The 21047-nt window shown below is 37.7% G+C and carries 18 protein-coding genes; 7 read left to right on the top strand and 11 right to left on the bottom strand.

Features of this window, described 5'->3' with window-relative positions; genetic code table 11:
* Nucleotides 1-63: 63 nt before the first annotated feature.
* Nucleotides 64-204 carry a hypothetical protein gene (locus LVD15_RS07010; protein WP_233779585.1) on the bottom strand — a complete coding sequence of 47 codons (141 nt, stop codon included), beginning with the start codon at nucleotides 202-204 and terminating at the stop codon, nucleotides 64-66.
* A complete protein-coding gene (locus tag LVD15_RS07005) occupies nucleotides 185-1228 on the bottom strand; it encodes a CNNM domain-containing protein (RefSeq protein WP_233779584.1) in 1044 nt (347 codons plus the stop codon). The genes LVD15_RS07010 and LVD15_RS07005 overlap by 20 nt, the downstream gene beginning before the upstream one ends.
* A gap of 353 nt (nucleotides 1229-1581) precedes the next feature.
* On the opposite strand from LVD15_RS07005, the gene LVD15_RS07000 reads away from it, so the two are divergent.
* The 5 genes from LVD15_RS07000 to LVD15_RS06980 all read left to right on the top strand — a co-directional run bounded on the left by LVD15_RS07000 (nucleotide 1582) and on the right by LVD15_RS06980 (nucleotide 7837).
* The gene (locus LVD15_RS07000) at nucleotides 1582-3537 is read left to right on the top strand and encodes a peptidylprolyl isomerase (protein ID WP_233779583.1); all 1956 of its coding nucleotides are present in this window, start codon (nucleotides 1582-1584) and stop codon (nucleotides 3535-3537) included.
* A 12-nt stretch (nucleotides 3538-3549) separates the two neighbouring features.
* Nucleotides 3550-4689 carry a 5-(carboxyamino)imidazole ribonucleotide synthase gene (locus LVD15_RS06995; RefSeq protein WP_233779582.1) on the top strand — a complete coding sequence of 380 codons (1140 nt, stop codon included), beginning with the start codon at nucleotides 3550-3552 and terminating at the stop codon, nucleotides 4687-4689.
* A gap of 6 nt (nucleotides 4690-4695) precedes the next feature.
* Nucleotides 4696-5220 (top strand): 5-(carboxyamino)imidazole ribonucleotide mutase, encoded by a 525-nt coding sequence (purE, locus tag LVD15_RS06990; protein ID WP_233779581.1) that lies wholly within the window; start codon nucleotides 4696-4698, stop codon nucleotides 5218-5220.
* 22 nt (nucleotides 5221-5242) lie between these two features.
* Complete coding sequence (locus tag LVD15_RS06985) at nucleotides 5243-7126, top strand: OmpA family protein (protein WP_233779580.1); 1884 nt, start codon at nucleotides 5243-5245, stop codon at nucleotides 7124-7126.
* 192 nt (nucleotides 7127-7318) lie between these two features.
* The gene (locus LVD15_RS06980; protein ID WP_233779579.1) at nucleotides 7319-7837 is read left to right on the top strand and encodes a PH domain-containing protein; all 519 of its coding nucleotides are present in this window, start codon (nucleotides 7319-7321) and stop codon (nucleotides 7835-7837) included.
* 15 nt (nucleotides 7838-7852) lie between these two features.
* On the opposite strand, the gene LVD15_RS06975 is transcribed toward LVD15_RS06980, so the two are convergent.
* From LVD15_RS06975 to LVD15_RS06965, 3 genes are read right to left on the bottom strand one after another with little or no spacing between them, the layout of a single operon-like run.
* Nucleotides 7853-8239, bottom strand: a complete 387-nt coding sequence (locus LVD15_RS06975) for an STAS/SEC14 domain-containing protein (RefSeq protein WP_233779578.1) — start codon at nucleotides 8237-8239, stop codon at nucleotides 7853-7855.
* 7 nt (nucleotides 8240-8246) lie between these two features.
* Nucleotides 8247-8555: a TrkA C-terminal domain-containing protein gene (locus tag LVD15_RS06970; RefSeq protein ID WP_233779577.1), complete on the bottom strand. Its 309-nt coding sequence runs from the start codon at nucleotides 8553-8555 to the stop codon at nucleotides 8247-8249.
* A 19-nt stretch (nucleotides 8556-8574) separates the two neighbouring features.
* Entirely contained in the window at nucleotides 8575-9270 is a 696-nt protein-coding gene (locus LVD15_RS06965; RefSeq protein WP_233779576.1) for a potassium channel family protein, read from the bottom strand.
* Nucleotides 9271-9462: 192 nt separating this feature from the next.
* Here LVD15_RS06965 and LVD15_RS06960 point away from each other — a divergent pair, with 192 nt between their 5' ends.
* On the top strand, nucleotides 9463-10734 hold the full coding sequence (locus LVD15_RS06960) for a TerB family tellurite resistance protein (protein ID WP_233779575.1): 1272 nt from the start codon (nucleotides 9463-9465) through the stop codon (nucleotides 10732-10734).
* Here LVD15_RS06960 and LVD15_RS06955 read toward each other — a convergent pair.
* From LVD15_RS06955 to LVD15_RS06945, 3 genes are all read right to left on the bottom strand, one after another.
* Entirely contained in the window at nucleotides 10727-11689 is a 963-nt protein-coding gene (locus LVD15_RS06955; RefSeq protein ID WP_233779574.1) for a TerC family protein, read from the bottom strand. The two genes, LVD15_RS06960 and LVD15_RS06955, sit on opposite strands and share 8 nt — an antisense overlap.
* 154 nt (nucleotides 11690-11843) lie before the next feature.
* The gene (locus LVD15_RS06950; RefSeq protein WP_233779573.1) at nucleotides 11844-12254 is read right to left on the bottom strand and encodes a Fur family transcriptional regulator; all 411 of its coding nucleotides are present in this window, start codon (nucleotides 12252-12254) and stop codon (nucleotides 11844-11846) included.
* A gap of 11 nt (nucleotides 12255-12265) precedes the next feature.
* Complete coding sequence (locus LVD15_RS06945) at nucleotides 12266-14086, bottom strand: ABC transporter ATP-binding protein (RefSeq protein ID WP_233779572.1); 1821 nt, start codon at nucleotides 14084-14086, stop codon at nucleotides 12266-12268.
* A 150-nt stretch (nucleotides 14087-14236) separates the two neighbouring features.
* Here LVD15_RS06945 and LVD15_RS06940 point away from each other — a divergent pair, with 150 nt between their 5' ends.
* Nucleotides 14237-15148: a universal stress protein gene (locus LVD15_RS06940; RefSeq protein WP_233779571.1), complete on the top strand. Its 912-nt coding sequence runs from the start codon at nucleotides 14237-14239 to the stop codon at nucleotides 15146-15148.
* 62 nt (nucleotides 15149-15210) lie between these two features.
* On the opposite strand, the gene LVD15_RS06935 is transcribed toward LVD15_RS06940, so the two are convergent.
* From LVD15_RS06935 to LVD15_RS06925, 3 genes are read right to left on the bottom strand one after another with little or no spacing between them, the layout of a single operon-like run.
* Nucleotides 15211-15738 (bottom strand): hypothetical protein, encoded by a 528-nt coding sequence (locus LVD15_RS06935; RefSeq protein ID WP_233779570.1) that lies wholly within the window; start codon nucleotides 15736-15738, stop codon nucleotides 15211-15213.
* A gap of 48 nt (nucleotides 15739-15786) precedes the next feature.
* Nucleotides 15787-17307, bottom strand: coding sequence for a 2,3-bisphosphoglycerate-independent phosphoglycerate mutase (gpmI, locus tag LVD15_RS06930; RefSeq protein WP_233779569.1), 1521 nt, complete (start codon nucleotides 17305-17307; stop codon nucleotides 15787-15789).
* Between the two features lie 54 nt (nucleotides 17308-17361).
* Nucleotides 17362-21018 (bottom strand): BamA/TamA family outer membrane protein, encoded by a 3657-nt coding sequence (locus tag LVD15_RS06925; RefSeq protein ID WP_233779568.1) that lies wholly within the window; start codon nucleotides 21016-21018, stop codon nucleotides 17362-17364.
* Nucleotides 21019-21047: the final 29 nt, after the last annotated feature.

Here is a 21047-nt window from a genome sequence, read left to right as displayed (position 1 = left end):
TCTCTTAAACCTTGGGAATTTTTTGCATTAAAAAATTAATAACATGTAAGAAGTTCTTGAAGATTAAGCTTCTTTCGATTCTTCGTCTTCGTTATTTTCTTCATGTGGAGGCTGCCCTCCTGTAATGCCAAACTGTACTACTTCTTCTGCGTCTTCGCTATTATTATCCGGTGACTGTTGCTCTTCAATTATGCCGAGTTTCATGGCCCTTTTTTTTCCATCTTATCCTGGCATACTCTTGCATATCTTCCACATTATCATACTCATCCATGATTTCTTCGCCTAGTAAAGTTTCCATTACATCTTCCATGGTGAGCAGTCCGGAAACCCCTCCATACCTATCGGTGGCCAGTGCAATATGCTCTTTGCTTTCCAGAAATTGATCTAACAAAACAGGCAGCCGAATATCTTTTGAGATCATGGTAATGTCTCTTTTTATTTCATAAAGTTTTTTTTCATGATTATCTTCTGCCATCTCGGTGAGTACATCATTTTTATGTACATAACCGGTAATGTCATCTCGGTTTTCAGAAAAGACCGGAATCCTGGAAAATTTTGAAAAATCTTTATTCTTATACAGGTTTAAGATGGTATGGCTTTCTCTGACCATTATCATTACTGTTCTTGGGGTCATTATGTCTTCGGCGGTAATATTTCTGAATCTCACCATGTTTTTAAGCATTCGAGATTCCATTTCCTGAAAGATGCCTTCTTTGTGTCCTATATCTGCCATGGCAGAAACTTCATCTCGGCTGATAGAAGATTTAACTTCGTCATTAGAAAGTAATTTTGTTATGCCTTGAGACAAAAGCACTAGCGGGTACATGAGGAAGATAAGAACTTTCAGTGTTGAAGCAGTGAACCTGCCCAGAGACTTCCAATAATTTGCCCCTATAGTTTTCGGTATTATTTCTGAAAAAATTAAAATGAGAATAGTAAGTACAGCAGATACCACTCCCAGATATTCGTCTCCAAATACAATGGCTGCTTGAGCTCCTACTCCTGCTGCCCCTACAGTGTGTGCTATGGTGTTAAAAGAAAGGATGGCAGCAAGGGGCTTGTCTATTTCATCTTTCATTTTACCAAGCTTTTCACTCAAAGCATATTTGCCTTTTTCTTTTAAAGAGGCTATATAGGAAGGTGTAATAGAAAGTAAGACAGCCTCCAGCACTGAGCATAGAAAGGAAATGAGTATTGCTAATAGCAGATATATAATGAGTAAGCCCATGTACAAAATCAGTTAATTATAGATATGATAAGTGAAAAAGCGGGCCTAATGTTTAATCTCATGCTATAATTCCCAGAATTGTTATTGATATATGAATCTTATAATGAGGGTTTTTCTTTACTGATATAGGAAATAATTGTTTATTACTTAAATATGAACAGGTTACGAGCTTCAATAGGTTATTTATTTGCATGAATTCTGAGTATTGTAAATACTGGATATTAAAATAACAATGTTAGCAGGTTAGCTTGAGGAAGGCCTTTCTTAACATTCCACTGCCGCTTAACCATCTTCATTATGGGTAAAATTGAGAATTTGTATATTTGATAATTCACCAATTACCATTATTACCTGTGTCAACTAAAAACTTATCCTTATTATGGCTACTTGGAGCTATCATGTGTATAGCCGCCTGTGAATCTACAGTACAGAAGCCTGTTACCCATGCTAACCTGTTTTCTGATTCTACTATAGTAGAGATCTACGACCTGGCGGATAGGCGTGATACTGAAGCTTTACTCGCTTACCTGGATAGCGATAATCCAAAATATCGAGAGCTGGCCGCTGAGGCCTTCGGCTCTGTGCAAGATAGTATGGCTATACCCAAATTGGGTGTTGTGCTTAATGATGATAATGCCAAAGTAAGGAAGGCCGCCGCTTATGCCTTGGGGCAGACTTATGATAGCAGTTCAGTTAAACTTTTGGCCCAGGCCCTTAGTGGAGAAGATAGCGTAATGGTGAAAAATGAGCTTTTAGAGGCTTTGGGTAAAGTGGTAACACAACCTCAGATTGAACTTTTGTATAAGCGTCCTATTGATGATGATATTAAGCAAGGCCTGGCTTGGGGCTTGTATAGAGCAGGACTCAGGAGCGTGCATGATGGTGTTACTACCGAGTGGGCGGTAAACCTTTTAGATAGTGGTAATTCTTATCTTACTCGTTTGGGAGCGGCTCATTATTTGGCAAGAACTCAGGGCTTGGATTTAAATAAATATAAAAAGACCATTGTTTCAGCATTTACCAGAGATCAATCAGAGAATGTGAAAATGGCTCTTGCAGCTGCTCTTAAAAATATTACTACCAAAGATGTAGTGGAGCTTTTGTCTAAAGAGATTATAGGAGATAATGACTACCGTGTTAAGGTAAATGCCTTGAGAGTACTGTATAATTATGACTACGAAGATATAAAAGTGGCCTTGTATAATGGACTGACTGATAAAAATGTTAATGTGGCTATTACGGCCGCAGATCTGATTTATGAAAAGGCAGATTCTTCAGATGAAGTTTATATTACGGAAGCAGCATTAAAGGCGGCTAACTGGAGAGTAAAAGCAACATTGCTCGGCACAGCCTTGAAAATAACCGATAGCAAATCAGATATTTTCAGACAAATAAAAGAGCAGTATGAAAGTAGTGACAATCCATATTTTAAAGCTGCTTTATTAACAGCACTGTCAGATTATCTGAAAGGGTATGAGTACATTATCACCAAAACCTTTGCAGCAGAGCATCCGGCTATTTCCACTGCTGGCATGGAAGCATTGGCATCTTTAAGAATGCAACCCTCATTTCCTGATGAGCTAAAACCTGCGTTTGCTGATATTTTTAAGCAAGCAATGGAAACCGGAGATATTGCTATGGTGGCTATTACTTCCACGCTTTTTTCTGACACTACTTATCATTTTAAGGAAGAATATGATAGTATCAATTTTCTTTACACAGCTAAATCAAAGCTTTCTCTGCCTAAAGACAATGAGGCACTGCAAGTCTTAAATAAAACCATTGCTTACTTTGAAGGGAAGGATGAAGTGCCTGTGACTGTAAATGAATTTAATCACCCTATAGACTGGGATCTGATTAAGGACCTACCTCAAAATCAGGAAGTTTTAGTGAAAACAGATAAAGGTGATATTACTATGAGGTTTTTGGTTAATGAGGCCCCTGGTTCAGTGGCTAATTTTGTGCAACTGGCAAAAAGCGGGTATTTCAATGGCAAAAATTTTCATAGGGTAGTCCCTAACTTCGTGGTTCAAGGCGGCTGTAACCGAGGAGATGGTTATGGCGGAGAAAATTATTCTATTCGTTCTGAGATGGCCAATCTTCGGTATCAGGAAGGATCGGTGGGTATGGCCTCTGCTGGTAAAGATACAGAAGGCACGCAGTGGTTTATTACTCATTCTCCTACTCCACATTTAGATGGCAGATATACTATATTTGCACAAGTGACCGATGGCATGGAGGTGGTACACCAAGTAGAGGTAGGTACTGTTATTCAGTCGGTAGAAGTAATAGGAAGTAAACAAAAATAACAGAGAAACGGCATGTCCGCATCAGTTCAAACACAAAAATTAGGCATACTCGGAGGAGGCCAGTTGGGTCGTATGCTTATACAATCTGCTTTAGATTTTAATATTGATATTCATATTCTGGATCCTGATGAAAATGCACCATGTAAAAATGTGGCAAGCACTTTCACCGTGGGTTCATTGAAAGAATATGATACGGTTTATAATTTCGGTAAGGATCTGGATATTATCAGTATCGAGATTGAAAGCGTAAATGTAGAAGCTTTGAAAAAGCTGCAGGCAGAAGGGAAAAAAGTATTTCCTCAGCCAGAGGTGATAGAGCTTATACAAGATAAAAGGGTACAAAAGCAGTTTTATAAAGATAAAGGAATACCTACGGCTGACTTTATACTTACAGATACGAAAGAGGCCGTACAACAGAACGCTGATTTTCTGCCTGCAGTTAATAAGTTGGGCAAAGAAGGCTATGATGGTCGTGGGGTGCAGATATTACGTACTGAAGATGATTTAAAAAAGGCCTTTGAAGCACCTAGTTTGCTTGAGAAGTTGATCAATTTTAAGAAAGAAATAGCTGTAATAGTAGCTCGAAATGAAAAGGGAGATATAAACACCTTTCCTGTGGTGGAACTTGTTTTTCACCCGGAAGCTAATTTGGTGGAATACCTTTTTGCTCCGGCAGAAATTGCTGATGAAGTGGATAAAAAGGCAAAAGCTATCGCTACAGAGGTGATCAAAGAGTTGGATATGGTAGGTCTTTTAGCGGTAGAAATGTTTGTTACTCAAGATGATGAGGTATTGGTTAATGAGATAGCACCAAGGCCCCATAATAGCGGTCATCAAACTATAGAAGCTAATTTCACCTCACAATATGAGCAGCACCTGAGGGCCATTTTTAATCTACCTTTAGGTAATACTGATTTGGTTTTACCTTCAGCTATGGTAAATTTATTGGGCGAGGAAGGATTTACCGGTATAGCCAAGTACGAAGGGTTAGATGAAACTATAGCTACAAAAGGTGTTCATGTACATTTATATGGAAAAAAGATCACTAAGCCATTTCGCAAAATGGGGCATGTAACCATAGTGGAAGCAGATGTAGAACTGCTTAAAGAAAAAGTTGATTTCGTTAAAAATACATTAAAAGTAAAAGCATAGATAACAATGAGTAAGGCGCAAGTAGGAATTATTATGGGTAGCCAGTCAGACCTAAAAGTGATGAAGGAGGCTGCTGAAATATTAGAAGAACTGGAGGTGGAATATGAACTTACCATTGTTTCTGCCCACCGTACGCCAGAGCGAATGGTGAGTTATGCTGAAGGAGCCAGAGACAAAGGTCTTAAAGTAATTATTGCTGGTGCAGGCGGAGCCGCTCACTTACCTGGGATGGTGTCTTCTATGACTACCCTACCGGTAATAGGTGTGCCTGTTAAGTCCAGTAACTCTATTGATGGCTGGGATTCTGTATTATCTATTTTACAGATGCCAGGTGGCATACCTGTGGCTACTGTGGCGTTAGATGGAGCAAAAAATGCCGGTATCTTAGCTGCAGAGATGATTGGTGCCTTTGATGATAAGGTGGCCGATAATCTTGCTAAATATAAAAAGCAATTGAAAGATAAAGTACTGGAGTCTGCTAAGAGCCTTGAAACCAAAGGGTGGAGAGGAGGAAAAATAGGATTCCAATAAAATATTAAGGGCTGATTTGATAATGAAAACAAGAACGCTTGCCATTATTTCTTTTTTAGGTTTGATAATCAGCCCTCTTTATGCTCAGCGAGATGCTCCCTATGATATAAAATCGGCAGGAGATAATTATGAAAAAAAATGTGCTGAGTGTAATAACATGATTACCTCTAAGGCTGTGGAGGTAGAATTTGGTGTGATGGCGGAAGGTAATGATATTTACTTTCTATGTACTGATGCCGAATGGTTTGTTAATTTAATGGGTAGCAATGGTGATGGTATAGCCATTGATATTATATCCAAGAAGCAATTTAGATGCGATTCTAAAAATCATTTTGATAAATCATCAATGTACAGAGGCTATCTCTTGCCTCCATTATATAAAAAGGAACTTCTGGCCAGCGCCCTTTATTCTGAAGATAGCTTTTTAAAAATTAAGGTCGGCACCATTCCCACCACCTACCGAAATCAGGAGCTTGAGTTTAATATTCTATTTCTGCAAGATCATTATTTATGCTATTATCAATGGTTTTTTAATATTGAAGGAGCTAAATGGGAACTGCTAGACATGGGCCTGTTTGTAGATACCTTGCAGAACACCAATGTTATAGATAAGGCTATTAGCTTAAATAAGCAGTTTAAGTTTGAGATTCCTTTTGAGAAGAGCAAGTCAGTATATGATCCGGCAGATATCAAACCCATTTATGATTCTCTGCAATTATATGACTATGACATAAAACAGCTTACCATAGAGGCTTATACCTCCATAGAGGGCTCTCGGGAGGTGAATGAGGAGTTACAGCAGAAAAGGGCTAACTCTATAGCCAGTGCACTCGCAGAGCTACAAGAGCACGATCTTAATATCGAAATAAAGACAGCAGAAAACTGGGTAGATTTTTTTACTGATATTCAAGATACTCCATTCCGGTCATGGGAGAATATGAATAAGGGCAACATCAAAGAGCAACTCAAAAATGAAAAGGTGCTTGAGCGCTTAGAGCCCATATTAAGTAAACATAGAAAGGCCATTTTATATATGACCTTAGAAAAGAAAGCGACCTATCAATTTGAAAGCGAAGAGCAGGCTATATCATTGTTTAATGAAGCCGTGAAGCAGGAAAATTTGGAAGCAGCGCTGGCCATACAGAAGGCTGCATTTTACTACATTCAAAGCCAAAGTATGCCTGAAAGCCTTATTGATAAGCTCGAAGTACCTCAAACCAGTTTCTTTGGCCCTGTGATCAATAATAAGTTGGTATTTAAGCGCACTTTTGCTCCTCAAAATATTTATTATGCTTTAGATGAATTTGAAAAGCTATATCAATTAATACCAGAAAATCCGCGTGTTTTATATAACCTGGTGGCATTGCAGCTGGAGATTTTTGCTTATAGTGATCCTACTTTAGATGAAAATCAAATCCTAGGCAGAATAAAGAAATTAAGTAAATCTTCACTTGAGAAATCTTTGGTAGATAGGCTGCAAATTAACTATGGAATCATAAAAAGTGATAAGTTGAATTATGAGCGTAGATATAAGGAGAAAAACGATATGCTCAGAACTATTTATGACATTTATTCATCTCATGATCTGTCTGAAGCTGATGCCTTAAGTATGGCCAAGTATTTTGTGAGTTTTCAGCAATATCCCTTGGCAGTTTCTATAATGAAGCCTTACATTAATCAGATTGATACTTCAGAAGACCTTCTCTTTTTCTACATCAACCTTACCATTGTTGATCCTAAATTAATCAATTCTCCTAGTTATAGATCCCTGCTTATTAATGCTTCAAATAAGAACCCTGAGAGGTTTTGCCAGCTGTTCAATAGTTCTCTGGAAGGGGGCATTACTTTTCAGCTTCTATCAAATGCAAAATTGAAAGATCAATACTGCGAATCTTGTAGTAATTAAAATCAATTATTTAGCTTTTTATTACTTGATGAATTCACTTTTCGATTAAAGTGGGGTTGAAGGCCTGTATATTGAGAATTAGGATAAGCTTAACATTTTAGTAATCAGCGATATGATATATTATGTAAAAAAAGTTATATATTTACTGTATCTAAACACTTAAATCTTTATCTCTCTTACTATCAAACCATTATGGATATCTCTACCTATGCCATCCCTGTAGTTGTCTTAATAATCATGATGTTTTTAATGTCAGCATCTAAGAAGCAGCCTAAGGTGGATGACAAGGGTAATGTCATATTGAAATTGCCTATTTTCTATTTAATAGTTGGGCTGTTAGCAGTATTTGGAGCTGTGGCCGTGTTGGTATATGGCTTAATCAACCATGAACCAGAGAGTCCGTTTGCTTTGCTGTTTACAGTAGTGTTGATATTGGGTTTAGCGGTGCCGTTATTGTTAATGGGCTTGAATTTCCGCTTAATAATAAAAGATGCAGGCGTAGAGCAGCGCACCATGCTGGGTAAAACCAAGGCTATAGAGTGGTCTGATATTCAGGATGTTTCTTTTGGTAAAGTATCGCTAGAATTGAAAATCATTAGCAATAACAATAAGATAAAAGTGCATATGCACTCTATAGGTTTTGGCACCTTATTAGAAGCTATAGAGTCTCATACCGATTTTAACAGAATTAAAATCGGTATTCCACAGTAGGTATTTGGGTAGCTATTAGCTATTTAACCATTTTCTGGCTTCTTCATCATTGTCAAAATAGTGCATTTCGGCAGTTTCACTCATGGTAGTTTTTACATTATCAATATAAAACTTTTTGAAAATGTCTTTTTCTACTACAATGGCAATTTTGCGCAATCCGGCTTTAACCGCTCTTGGCAGTATTTCTTCCTGAAGCCATTTGGTGTTAGAAGGGCCCACTACGCCTTGTTTTCTAATATCACTTAGCCACTTATCAGCTCCTTTGCTGTTTAGTTCTATTACGGCTTGTGAGAATACGCCTTTATAAATTTCTTCTGAGGGAATTTTTTTCCAGACTACTACTATAGCATTCATGTCTTTTTCGAAGACTATAGATGCAAAAGCATCATTCCTGAGTTCCATAACGGTATTAATTTTTAATATAATTGATTTTAAAATTATTTAAGTTCCTCTTTGTTCCTAATATAATCAGCACATCACCTTTTTCTATTTTCTTATCAGACTGAGGGTTGAATATAAATCCTTCTAAATCATCTTTAAAAGCCAGAATAGTAACACCACTTTTATTTCTGATGTCTAGCTCTTTAATAGTTTTATTGTGGAATTCATTTTTCAGTTTAGCATAGCTTACCTCTTCTAACTCTAGCTTAGCATCTCCTACGCCATTAAGAAGCTCCAAAAACTCAATTACATATGGCTTGGTTATTAGGTTAGCCATATGTATACCTCCAAGCCTATCAGGCATAACCACGTGAGAGGCCCCAGCGCGGTATAATTTTTTTTTCAGAATTGGTTTCAGAGGCCTTGGCTATAACATTTATTCTAGGGTTGATCTCCTTGGCTGTAAGGGTAATAAATACGTTGTCAGCATCGCTAGGCAGTGCGGTGATCACTGTAGAGGCTCTCTCCAGGCCGGCTTCTAAAAGTATTTCATCTAGCGTAGCATTACCGTTGATGAATGAATATTTTCTATCTAAAGGAAAGGCTTCTATCAGTGAATTATCCCTTTCTATAATTACAAATTCTTTTTGTGCTTTATGCAGCTCTTCGCAAGCCATGGCTCCATTTCTGCCAAAGCCACATACAATAACATGGTCTTTTAACTTATTCACTTCTCTGTTAGAAATATAATTTTTAAAAACACGGCTTAGTTCTCCTTCAAACAAGAAGGTGGATAGCACAGAAACAGTATACGCAAAAATGCCAAGATTAAAAATAATGTATACCAGCGTGAAGATTTTTCCACTGGCCGATAATGCATTTACTTCTGTATAACCTACTGTGGCAAAAGTGATCACGGCCATATATAGTGCATCTATAAAGGAATAATTTTCCAGCACTATGTATCCTCCTGTACCTACTACTAGGCTAATCAGGAATAAAATGGTAGCGTAGATCAGCTTGGTTATGCTCCTAGACAAGTTACTATTCATATCAGTGTTTGAAGATATTGATATTGTCTATTCTATCCAATTATTATCTGGGTACTGTGGTTGAAATTATGTGTGAACACTTTGATTATCATTTGATTGTAAATACGGCTGAATCCTGGTTATATATTTAAAAAAGAATGAAATAGTTATTTAATTGTATTATTATTGAAGATTCAACTAATCAACTAAAATATGAATCCATCAAAAAAAGGGTGGGTACGTGAGTTTCTGGAAGAAAGAAAGGAATCTTTTTTATATAATATTAACCATAAGGTAAAAGGGCAGAATCCTGACCAATCATTTTATGGACTTATACAGCCTACTGGTATTATGTACGGCTATCCTGTTAATACCATTGATGACGAACATCAAAATAGCTGGGATCATGAAGATAAGGTGAAGATTATATTGCTGGATACCTTTATTAATATCGCTGAGCTTTATAATTATTCTACCGAGCGGATAGATTACTGGAAATTTATGGAGGCCACTATGCAAAAGGTGAACAGCTTTTATAACAGTGTTTACCCTGAAATAGCTACTTCCAGTAAAAGCTGGTTAGGTAGAGCAAGAGATACATTTATAGTTACCGAAAAGGTGCTTGAAAAGCGAATAGATATGGCTTTCAAAAAGAGCATGGGTAACTTTTGGGCTGAGTTTTTTTATAATACTCAGCTTTTTCATGATGTATATATTTTTAGCCAGTGGAGCCATACCAGACCTGATAGGGTATTAGCTGAGTTTTTTAAGGAAGAAAAGGCAGATTTGAGTTACACTTCTGTAAAAGTAATGGCCGCTGCAGCTCATGCTAATTATAAAGTGGAGGAAGAAGAACGAAAGCTATTCCAGCATTTTATAGAAAATACGGCTATTCCTCTAGAAAAGAGAAGGGTGGCTCAAGAGTATTTTGACCATGGCCTGGGTATTCAGGATATACCCATTGAGAAATCTGATCCTTGGATAATTCGTAAGTTTTTTCTGGAACTGGCGGTGCTCACTATTTGGTCTGATAAAAAGGTGGAGCAGGTAGAAATTGATTTCCTAAACAAATTCAATCAGTCCTTGGGTTTTCAGGATGATGACTTTGACCATAGCATGATAGCTGTGGAGGGCTTTGTATTGGAAAACTGGCATCAGCTCGATTCTTTGCAGGATAAGAAGGAATTTGGAGAAGTAAGTGATGAGTATATTGACCGTATATCACGAGTAGTAGAGAAATATAAAAACAGGATTAGCAGTGCTATATCTGGAGATGAAATACTTGTGCAGTTGATAAAAAAAGGGGTACAGGTAGAGCTGAGTGATAAGGAAAAGGATATATTGAAAGACAGGTTGGTGCTGCTACTGAAACAAATACCCAGCTTTAGGGTAATCGCTCTTCCTAAAGAGTTTCTTTCTTTTAAAATACTACTAAGAATTATTCCCAGAGAAGTAATAAAGGGCGTCTTACTTCTGGCTAGCTAGTCTTTTCTTCTTTCCCTTCAGGCACTATTACTGAAAGCACAATAGAGGCAATTAATGTTAATAATATTACAGCAAAAGAGATATAGATGGGTATATCAATGCTGAATATTTCCAGTAACATTTTTACTCCGATAAATATAAGAATAAACGCGAGACCCTTTTGCAGGAGGTAGAATCGGTCTATAATATTAGCCAAAAGGAAAAACTTGGCTCTTAGGCCTAATACAGCAAAAATATTAGATGTGTAGATTATAAACTCACTTTGAGTAATTGCAAAGGCCGCTGGTATAGAGTCTACGGCGAAAATAAGATCCGTGGTTTCTATTAGTACAATCACCAAAAAGAGTGGAGTAAATAAAATGCGACCCTTATTCTTTACTATGAACTTCCCTCCAAAATCTCCTTTAGTTATTTTTAGATGCTTTCTGGTAAACTTTAATATGGGGTTTTTCCCAGGGTCAATTTCCTCATCATCTCCTTCAAAATATATTTTAATGCCAGAGTAAACCAGAAAAACACCGAAAATGTAGAGTATCCAGTGAAATTGGCTGATGAGATAAGCACCCACAAAAATGAATATCGCCCTGAAAAGAATAGCTCCTATTATTCCCCAAAACAATATATTATGGTAGTAATCTTCTTTAACCTTAAAGTATCTGAGTATGAGTAGTATAACAAAAATATTATCTACTGAGAGGGCGTATTCCGTAAGGTAGGCCGAAAAATAGGCTAATGAAGTTTCTGCTCCTCCATCGTTCAGGTAGATTAAATATCCGAAAATGACGGAAACTACAACCCAGAAAATGGATTGAAACAAAGCTGATCGGGTAGATATTTTATGTGCTTTTCTATTGAAAACACCCAGATCAATTATTAAAAAGGAGATGATAATTGCTCCGAATATCCCAAAAAGAATAGGCTCATTGGCGTTATCAAAAAGTGAAAATGCTGACATTCAACCGCGACTCAAGAGGGAAGGATAATTATCCAATATTTTAGGCCATTTAACTATAGAACAATACTTCCAAAAGTACAAAATAAATTTTAACCTCAAAGTTTGATTCAATGGATTATAATAAAAATTTTAATTCAAAATTAAAACATTTTCATTAATTATTGCATTGAGCGCATATCCCTTGAATTAATAGATTTTTTTCCTTGGCTATAAAGCCCAAAGGCAGTTTTATTTGTGGTATTTGAATATTGTCCAGGCACTGAGTGAGGCCACAGAGTTCACACTTAAAGTGCACATGTTCATGATGATGCTCCTCTTTACTACATTCGTGGCATACAGCATATTTAGTGATGCCTTCGTCATCAAGCACTTTGTGAATAATACCTTTATCTAAAAATGATTTAAGAGTTCGGTATACTGTAACGCGATCATGACTTACATCTATTTGGTTTTCTATGTCCGAATTAGAAAGGGCGTGTTCATTGTTAATTAATAACTGAAGTACCTCTGATCTACATGGTGTAGATTTTAATTTATAGTCATTCAGAATTTTTTTTGTATCCATGATTTGCCAGTTTAATTTGCCTGAAACTGAAGGCTAAGCAAGTGACTATATATACCTTTTTCATAAGTAGAAAGTTCCTCATGGGTGCCTGATTCTACTATATTGCCATTTTTAATCACGAATATATTATCAGCTTTTCTAATGGTAGAAAGTCTATGAGCTATCATAATAGTTGTTCTTCCTTCCATTAGTTTGTCTAGTGCTTCTTGTACCAGCACTTCAGACTCGGCATCCAGCGCGCTGGTAGCTTCATCTAAAATAAGTATAGACGGATCTTTCAAAATGGCTCTGGCAATAGCTATTCTTTGCCTTTGGCCCCCACTAAGCTTAATCCCTCTGTCCCCTACTAATGTATCAAATTTCTCCGGAAAATTCTCTATAAATTCCAGAGCGTTAGCTTTTTCTGCAGCATTTTTAATTTCTTCATCAGTAGCTCCAGGTTTGGCATAAGCTATGTTTTCTTTTATGCTTCCGCCAAAGAGCATTACCTCTTGTGGTACTATGCCCAGGTTGCTACGGTAGTAAGCCAGGTCATATTCCGTATAAGGTTTATTGTCTATTAATATATTGCCAGAATTAATGTTGTAAAACCTCATTAATAGCTGAATGATAGTAGACTTACCCGCACCACTAGGTCCTACTAATGCTATTTTTTGACCTTCTTTTATGGTAAGGCTCATGCCTTTTAAAATGTCTATTTCTTTTCTGCCAGGATAGGCGAAAGTAACATTGTCATAAATGATGTTTCCTTTTAGCTTTTGCTCATTGGCTATTCCATTTCTGTTTTCTGGCGTTTCATTGATGATTTCAATTACTCTTTCAGAAGCACCAATGGCTCTTTGAATTTGGCTGAAAACTTCTCCTAATCCAGCTAATGAACCTCCTATGAAAGCGGTGTAAAGCACGAATGTCATCAGATCTCCTACACTCATATGGCCATTTTGCACCAAGGTGGCACCATACCACATAATTGCCACTAAAGCACCTAGAAGAGCAAAAATGATAAATGAAATAAGCATACCTCTATACTTGGCAGTTTTTAAAGCTATGTTTACTGTTTCATTTACTTTTTTAGTGTAGCGATTAATTTCAAATATCTCATTATTAAAGGCTTTTACAGTATTTACGGCATGAATAGTCTCTTCTACTATTACGTTGGTTTCAGCCAGTTTATCTTGGGTAGATTTTGATAAATTTCTGATGAATTTTCCAAAAACAAGAGCTGCAATAACCACGATTGGAAAAGTGCATATCATAAAAAGGGTAAGCTTAGGAGCTATTACCGCTATAATTACTGTACCTATTATCAGGCTGGCCATTTGGCGGAAGAGCTCCGCTAAGGTAATTGAAAAGGTATCTTGCAATAGAGAGACATCAGAGGTGATGCGGCTGATTAACTCTCCTACTCTTCGGTTATCAAAAAATTTGATAGGGAGCATTAGTATTTTACTGAACAGATCTTGCCTTAAGTCGGCCATAGACCTTTCGTTTACTAGGGCAAATAGGTATACTCTAAAAAAGGAGAATATACTTTGAACAAACAAAATACCGATCAGAATAAGAGTAACTTCACCAATTGAGGTGATAACCCAGTCTTTTCCAGGCACTATTACCCAGGGTTTGCCGTCGGCAATGTCTATGAGTTTACCCGCAAAGTAGGGGAAACCCAACAAGGTAGTGCTGCTGAAAAACAGGCACACCATGCCGAAAATAAATGTTGATTTGTAGGGAAGGATGTATCGAAATACCCTTATCAGCTTCGCAAAATTCTTTTTATCAAGTTTCCTTTTTTCACCTTCTTCTAAGGGCTCTCTTCCTCTTCTTTTAGCCATTCAATATATCTTTATATAAGATTTGCCAATTGTGCAGCCACAAATTTATCGACTAATAACTTTATAGACTAATCAAGCGTTCAAAATATGTAATTGGCCGGAGTAATTCGGATTTTTACCATATCTTTAAGTAGATTAATAAGTAGAGTTATGTATTCCTATAAACGATTATTAGTAGCGCTCGACCTTACAGAAATGGACGAGACATTATTTTCATATACTTCTAAATTAGTAGAAATTCTTGGTACTGAGAAGGTATATTTCTTTCATGTGGCTAAGTCTTTAGAGCTTCCACAAAAAGTGAAAGAGGCATATCCTGACCTGATGGCTCCCACTGACGAAGCGCTTCAGGAGCAAATACAAAAAAAAGTAGAAAACAACTTTACCGCTAAGTGCGAATTTAGTGTAGAAATAAAGGAAGGTAATGCTGAAGATAAAATTTTACGCTGGGCTGATATCAAAGAGATAGACCTGCTGGTAGTAGGTAAAAAAGTGAACCTTAAAGGTAGAGGTACTTTAACAGGTAAGCTGGCAAAAACTATACACTGTTCCGTACTTTTTGTGCCTGAAATGGCCAATAATTCGGTTTCTTCTGTATTGATAGCTACTGATTGTTCTGAAACATCAGCTCTGGCACTAGATCAGGCTATGTTTTTTAAAGAAAAAACAGGAGCTCAGGTTATAGTGCAAAATTCATTTGAGGTGCCATCAGGTTATCATACTAGTGGTAAATCATATGAAGAGTTTACTGAGATAATGAGAAGTAATGCCTATGAGGATGTGGTAGAGTTTCTCTATGATAACAAGGTAAAAGAGAGCGACGTGGAAATAATCCTGTCTCATGATGAGGAGGATGATCCTGCTGATATGGCCTGGAAGGTGGCTGAAGAAAAGAAAGTGGATATGGTAACAATAGGTTCTAAAGGAAGAACTGGATTAGCCTCTATTCTTTTAGGTAGCGTAGCCGACAAAATGGTTTCTTATAACAGGGCTATCCCACTGTTAATAGTTAAAGATAAAAATGAGAATCTTAACTTTTTGCAAGCACTGCTTAATCTCTAAATCAAAAAAATTAGGGCCTTCTTTTTTATACAAAGGAAGGCCTTTTGCTTTTCAAGGATTTCCTATCTGATAGCTACTTTTGAGTTGATTTTTATTTTTACAGGATCTCTTAAGATGGTTTTTTGATCACCTATTATTTGATAGTGCGTAAGAACGGGCTCTTTTTTAATGTCATCAAAAGTAAACCTTAGCAATCTGGCTGAATGATAGACAGGATTATCTTCCTCATACTTCGCTTCTACTTTTTTGATATTGCTGATATCATCTAAGTAGTAAATCTTCAAGTATTTAATCTCCACATCTTCATTATTAGTAGAGTAAGAACGGATTTTTAAATTGCTTTTGCTATCCTGATAATCTTTTTGAGTATATACCCCTCTTAGCGTGGGCTTATTAATATTTATGTTTTCAAAAATCTTAAATTCCTTATCCCATACAGCGCTATCTGGCTCTATGGTGGAGGTAGCTGTATCACCAGCCACTATAGCAGATTTATGAATGACAGCGCCTCTGGCTATGAGCAGGTTTTTCTGCGCAGTCATCAGGCTATCAATGTTATAATAATAAGAAATTTCCTTTTCTGGCTTCATGTTGCATGAAGCCAGGAAAAGGATTATTAATAATGTGATATATCTCATCTAAACTAATACGTCTCCAGTCATTTCTTCAGGTATATCTACACCCATAAGGGTAAGGATAGTAGGTGCTAAATCACCTAATTTACCATTTTTTAATTCCCCTTTATAGTCATTACTAGCCAGTATACAAGGTACCAGGTTAGTAGTGTGAGCTGTGTTAGGCGTACCATCAGGGTTAATCATAATATCTGAGTTACCGTGGTCAGCTATGATAATGATGTCATATCCGTTTTCCAGGGCTGTTTCAGTTACCGCTTTAGCACATCCGTCTACGGTTTCACATGCTTTAACTGCTGCTTCAAATACGCCGGTATGCCCCACCATATCAGGGTTAGCAAAGTTAAGACAAATAAAGTCAGGCTCCTTAGATTGTAACTCAGGGATAATTTTACCCTTGATGTCATTAGCACTCATTTCGGGCTGTAAATCATAAGTAGCTACTTTTGGAGATGGGCATAATAACCTTTTTTCTCCATCGAACTCACTTTCACGACCTCCTGAGAAGAAGAAAGTTACGTGTGGGTATTTCTCTGTTTCAGCTATTCTTATTTGTTTCTTGCCTGCTTTTTCAAGTACCTCACCTAATGTGTTTTTAAGGTTATCTTTTTCAAATAACACTTTTACACCTTTGAAAGATTCATCATAGGTGGTCATAGTAAGGTAGTTCAGCTTCAGCTTTTTCATGTCTTGCTCAGGGAAATCTTTCTGAGTAAGTGCCTGGCTGATTTGTCTACCACGGTCAGTTCTGAAGTTGAAGCATATTACTACATCATCTTCCTGAATAGTAGCCACTGGCTTACCATCTTCACCTACGTGTACAATTGGTTTGATAAACTCATCAGTAACATCATCAGCATATGATTCTTTTACTGCAGCAATAAGATCAGTAGCCTCTTTGCCCACCCCTTTTACCATGGCATCATAAGCTAACTTCACTCTTTCCCATCTGTTATCTCTGTCCATAGCGTAGTATCTACCTACTATAGAAGCAATTGTACCAGTGGTTTTTTCAGTATGATCTATAAGGTCTTTTAAATAACCTTCTCCACCTTTAGGGTCAGTATCACGGCCGTCAGTAAAGGCGTGGATGTATACGTTATCAAGACTTTTATCTTTAGCTAAAGAGCAAAGTCCTTTCAGGTGCTTAATATGAGAGTGCACGCCACCATCAGAAAGCAGCCCCATGAAATGGACATTTTTTCCATTGCTTTTTGCATATTCAAAGGCTTCGTTAAGTACAGGATTGTCATCAATGGTGTGCTCTTCGAATGCCTTATTGATTTTAACCAGATCCTGATAAACTACTCTACCAGCACCTATATTCATGTGTCCCACTTCGGAGTTACCCATTTGCCCCTCAGGCAGGCCTACAGCCAGACCTGAAGCTTCTAATTTACTGTGGGAGAATTTTTCAAAGCAGCTATCAACAAAGGGAGTGTTGGCTGCCTCGATAGCTGAAACCTCAGGGTTTGTACCCAGGCCCCAACCATCTAATATCATTAATAAGACTTTCTTGCTCATAATTTTAAAAGGTTTGCTGCAAAAAACGGCAATTTTGGCTTGGTATTCAAAGCCTCAGTTAAAAACATTACCCAAGCTGAATAATATCAGTCCGGATTCTTCTTCAGAGAAGGCAACGGATAGGTTGAGGGTGAATTTTTCTTGTAACGGAACCAGGTAAAAACCCATTCCATAGCCTGTATGCCACTTATTTGACACGTCCAGGTCATCAAATACACGTCCGCTATCTACAAAGCCACGAAGGCCCACTTTGATAGGTAAAATGTGTGTTCGCCTTTGAAAAAGTTGCAGTCTTACTTCGCTGTTAACAAAGGCGGTTGACTCACCCGTGAAACGGTTCCTTCTAAAGCCCCTCAAGTCATTATTTTGCCCCAGATATTTGAGGTTATAAAAGGGTATATCGCCAAAAGATGTGGAGCCTCCTATTTTCAGACCCAGGGTGAGTGGGTTTTGCCAGTAGTTAGACATAAACTGCTCCAGCGAGGCATAGGCCAGGCCAAAATTATCGTAACCCGAATTATTAAGGTAGTTGCCGTTTTTATAGTCTAGGTAAAAACGCATTCCTCTTAAAGAGAGGTTTGGCCTGTCTCTGAAATCCAGATTGAGCTGTGCCTGAGAAGTAAAAAAGCTTTGGTCATCACTAGCGGGAAGAGGAATATTTTCAGTATTAGCATAGTAAATGCTGTTGTTTTTCAGCTGCTCACTATTATGTTCGTAACCTATTCCTATTTTAATGCTGCTAAACTTAAGGAAATCTCTTTCTAACCCAGCGCTGGCATTATATGTATTGTATTGAACATCATAATAATCTGCGTCCATCAGATCATCGGTCTTGTCAGTGTCATTTCCGCGTCCGAAATAATAGTTGATTTTATGAGGAACGCCTGCTTCTGCATCTAAATAAGTATCCCATTTGCCGAAGGTGTATTTCCATCGGCCTTCATATTTAAAGCCAAGGTTACCAATAGTAGTGGCAGAAGCACTGATGAAATGTGTGCTGCTAAAGTCTGGCTTGCCATATTTTTGCTGTGTAAAGCGTATTCCTGCATTGAAAGAAACGCCATTGTCAGCATTGTAAGATAGATAGGCTACAGGAAAGTATGTGTCATACTTAAAAGCTGTACGGTTATAAATATATGCATCAGGATTTTTTGATTTTGACATTTTTCCTTCCGTGCCCAAAGCATAATTTTGTTGGCCATTAGAATCATATACTATGGTCTGTTTGCTTATGTTAGGCGCAGAGGAGGTATCTTCAATAGTATCATCTCCAGGTCCGGGGATCACTCTTATTAGAATAGATGGTTTTTCACTCTGGCCTGAAATTTTGAAAACATCTTCATCAGCTAATCCGAAGAGGCGGATTTCATTGGTTTCTTCAGGGTAGAAAAGGCGGTGGTATATGATTTTGGTCTTTTCTCCGTCTTTCAACATTTTATACACGGTTACATCAACACTTCCGTCTTCTTTTCTTACTACATCGAAATATTCATGTTTTTCAGAACCGACAATATCTACTTCTTTGGCTAGCATGAGGTAGTATTCTACGGCGTACTTGTCAAGGTCTTTTATTCTGGCTTTTAGCTTATCTTCTATTTCTTTACCATCCGGATTATAAATTTCAGGAGGCATATTAAGCACCGCTTTGTGTATGATGTCATCAGTAATTTTATTTTGAATATCATTAGCCGCTGCTATCCAGTCTTGTTTAGATGACTCGTTGGCCAAGGCTTTATCCATATGACGAGCCTGCCACATGAGGCTTCGAAGGCCTTTTATTTCATAATCAAAATTATCTCCACTGGGTTTGGCCCACTCCCGGTCGGCCAGCCATGGTAATATACCATCCCATTTAGAAAAAACATGATCTCTATCTCTTGGTACAGGCCGGTAGAGGGTTCCCTTTTCCTGATCATAGCCGATCCACTTCCAGTTGCCTTCATGTTTACCCCAGTCACCTACCAGAATATCAAATACACGGGCTTTTATAAACTCATCGGTAGCTATATGATTATCATTGTCTTCATATAAGTCTCTAAACATTTGCAGAGAGTGCTTCACATCATCTCCATTGCCAAATACTATTTCCACTTTATCAGGATTAATAGGCTTCTCTTCGAGCATACCGAGTAAGTGCGTATATTTTTCACTGAATTTACCTAGCTCAGGACTTTCTGGCAAAACATAAAGAGTTGGGCGAGGGTGTAATATGCCTATTTCATCGAGCATAATACTGGAAGCCATAGCTCCGTAGGGCTGCTCGGTAGTGGTTTGGTCTCGCAGTACATTACTTACAATAGTTTCTCGCAGCTCATAAGGAAGTGCTTTAATAGGATTTTTATTAACAGACCTGAAAGTGTATTCTTTTCCATTACCTCCTTTTAGTTTTAAAGAAGTAGTTTGTCTTCCGCCACCTACTGCATAAGGTTTCAGTCCTTGAAAGGTAGTGTCCAGATGAAGATAAGGCACTTTTACGGGGGTGAGCCAGCTGCTACGATAGTGCTGACCAAAGAAGAGTTTGTATATGATATCTTTTCTGTATTCAGGTCCTGCTACTCGCATTACATATTGAGCAGTATCTTTCCTTTGGCTCGGAAGCTCCACTTCTTCTTTACAGGGAGAGCCACGGTGGTTAATGAGTGCAGTAGAGTCATTGCTTTGGGTGCATAATGATTCAAAAAGCGGAATTTCTTTAGAGGCTTTTTGAGAATTTAAAGTCATGAAATCAGAAGTGACCTTTCCATTAGTAAAATAGTTAATAACCAGAAAGCCCTTTTCTTCTGATCCGAAGCGGATAGGAGGGTTTTGGGGCAGGTAATCAGAAGTGCCGAGTGCTCCGCTATTGATATAAATATTATCTTTAGCCCTCATGATCTGTTGATTTTTTTCATGAGTAGAGGCATATATTATTGAATTATAGTCTCTTAAAACCTGCGTCATGGTATAGGCAAAGGGGCTGTAATTTTCATTAGACAAGTCTATAGACCGGCCAATATTCTGACGGTAAGAAGTGACAAATCCTTTAGCTATAGGAACCGGCCATAGCCAGTCTTTGAGATTAAACCGACCGCCATAATGGCCCATAGAATGCAAAGGGTGGTGGCCGGCAACAAGAATATTTTTGTTGGGGTTTTCATTAAGTAAGTCTGTAAACTCTTCCAGGTAATCTCCGGTAGTAGAGATTTTACAATCGGCATCAGCTGGTGTGGTTTTGCGGTAAGGATGGTTCCACCATTGCGTATCTATAGTTATAAGCAGTAAGTCTGAGCTCAGCTCTATATCTTCAGGTCCGGGACAAGCGTCATCATTAGGCCATTTTACTTTATCCAGATCCCAGTCTTTTACTATTTTTTCCAGCTTTTTAACGGCTTTCCATCCGTCTTTGCCAGAGTCATCCCAATCACGATCTCCGGGCACTATAATTATTTTTCCTTTAGAGGCTTTGTTGAGACTGGTGAAAAGTTTTTTTAAATCCTGAGTGCTTTCTTCTGTAGGGTCAGAATGTATGATGTCTCCATCTACAAGAATAGTGTAAGGAGTGGAGGTGTTATTAAGTGTTTTGATGAAATCAGAAGCAAAGGCTTCTTTGTTGTCAATGTCTGCAATGTTTCCGAGCAAAAATACCTTATGCTCTATATCCTGTGCCTGAATACCTGATAGCCCGCTTAGACAAAAAAGGACTATAACCAGTGTGCTTACCGCTTTAGTCATAAAGAACCTAACAAGTAATTATTTTATAA

The sequence above is a fragment of the Fulvivirga maritima genome, assembly GCF_021389955.1.
Lineage (GTDB): Bacteria > Bacteroidota > Bacteroidia > Cytophagales > Cyclobacteriaceae > Fulvivirga > Fulvivirga maritima.
Note: the sequence above shows the minus strand (reverse complement) of the source record. Positions and strands in the feature narration are given on the sequence as shown.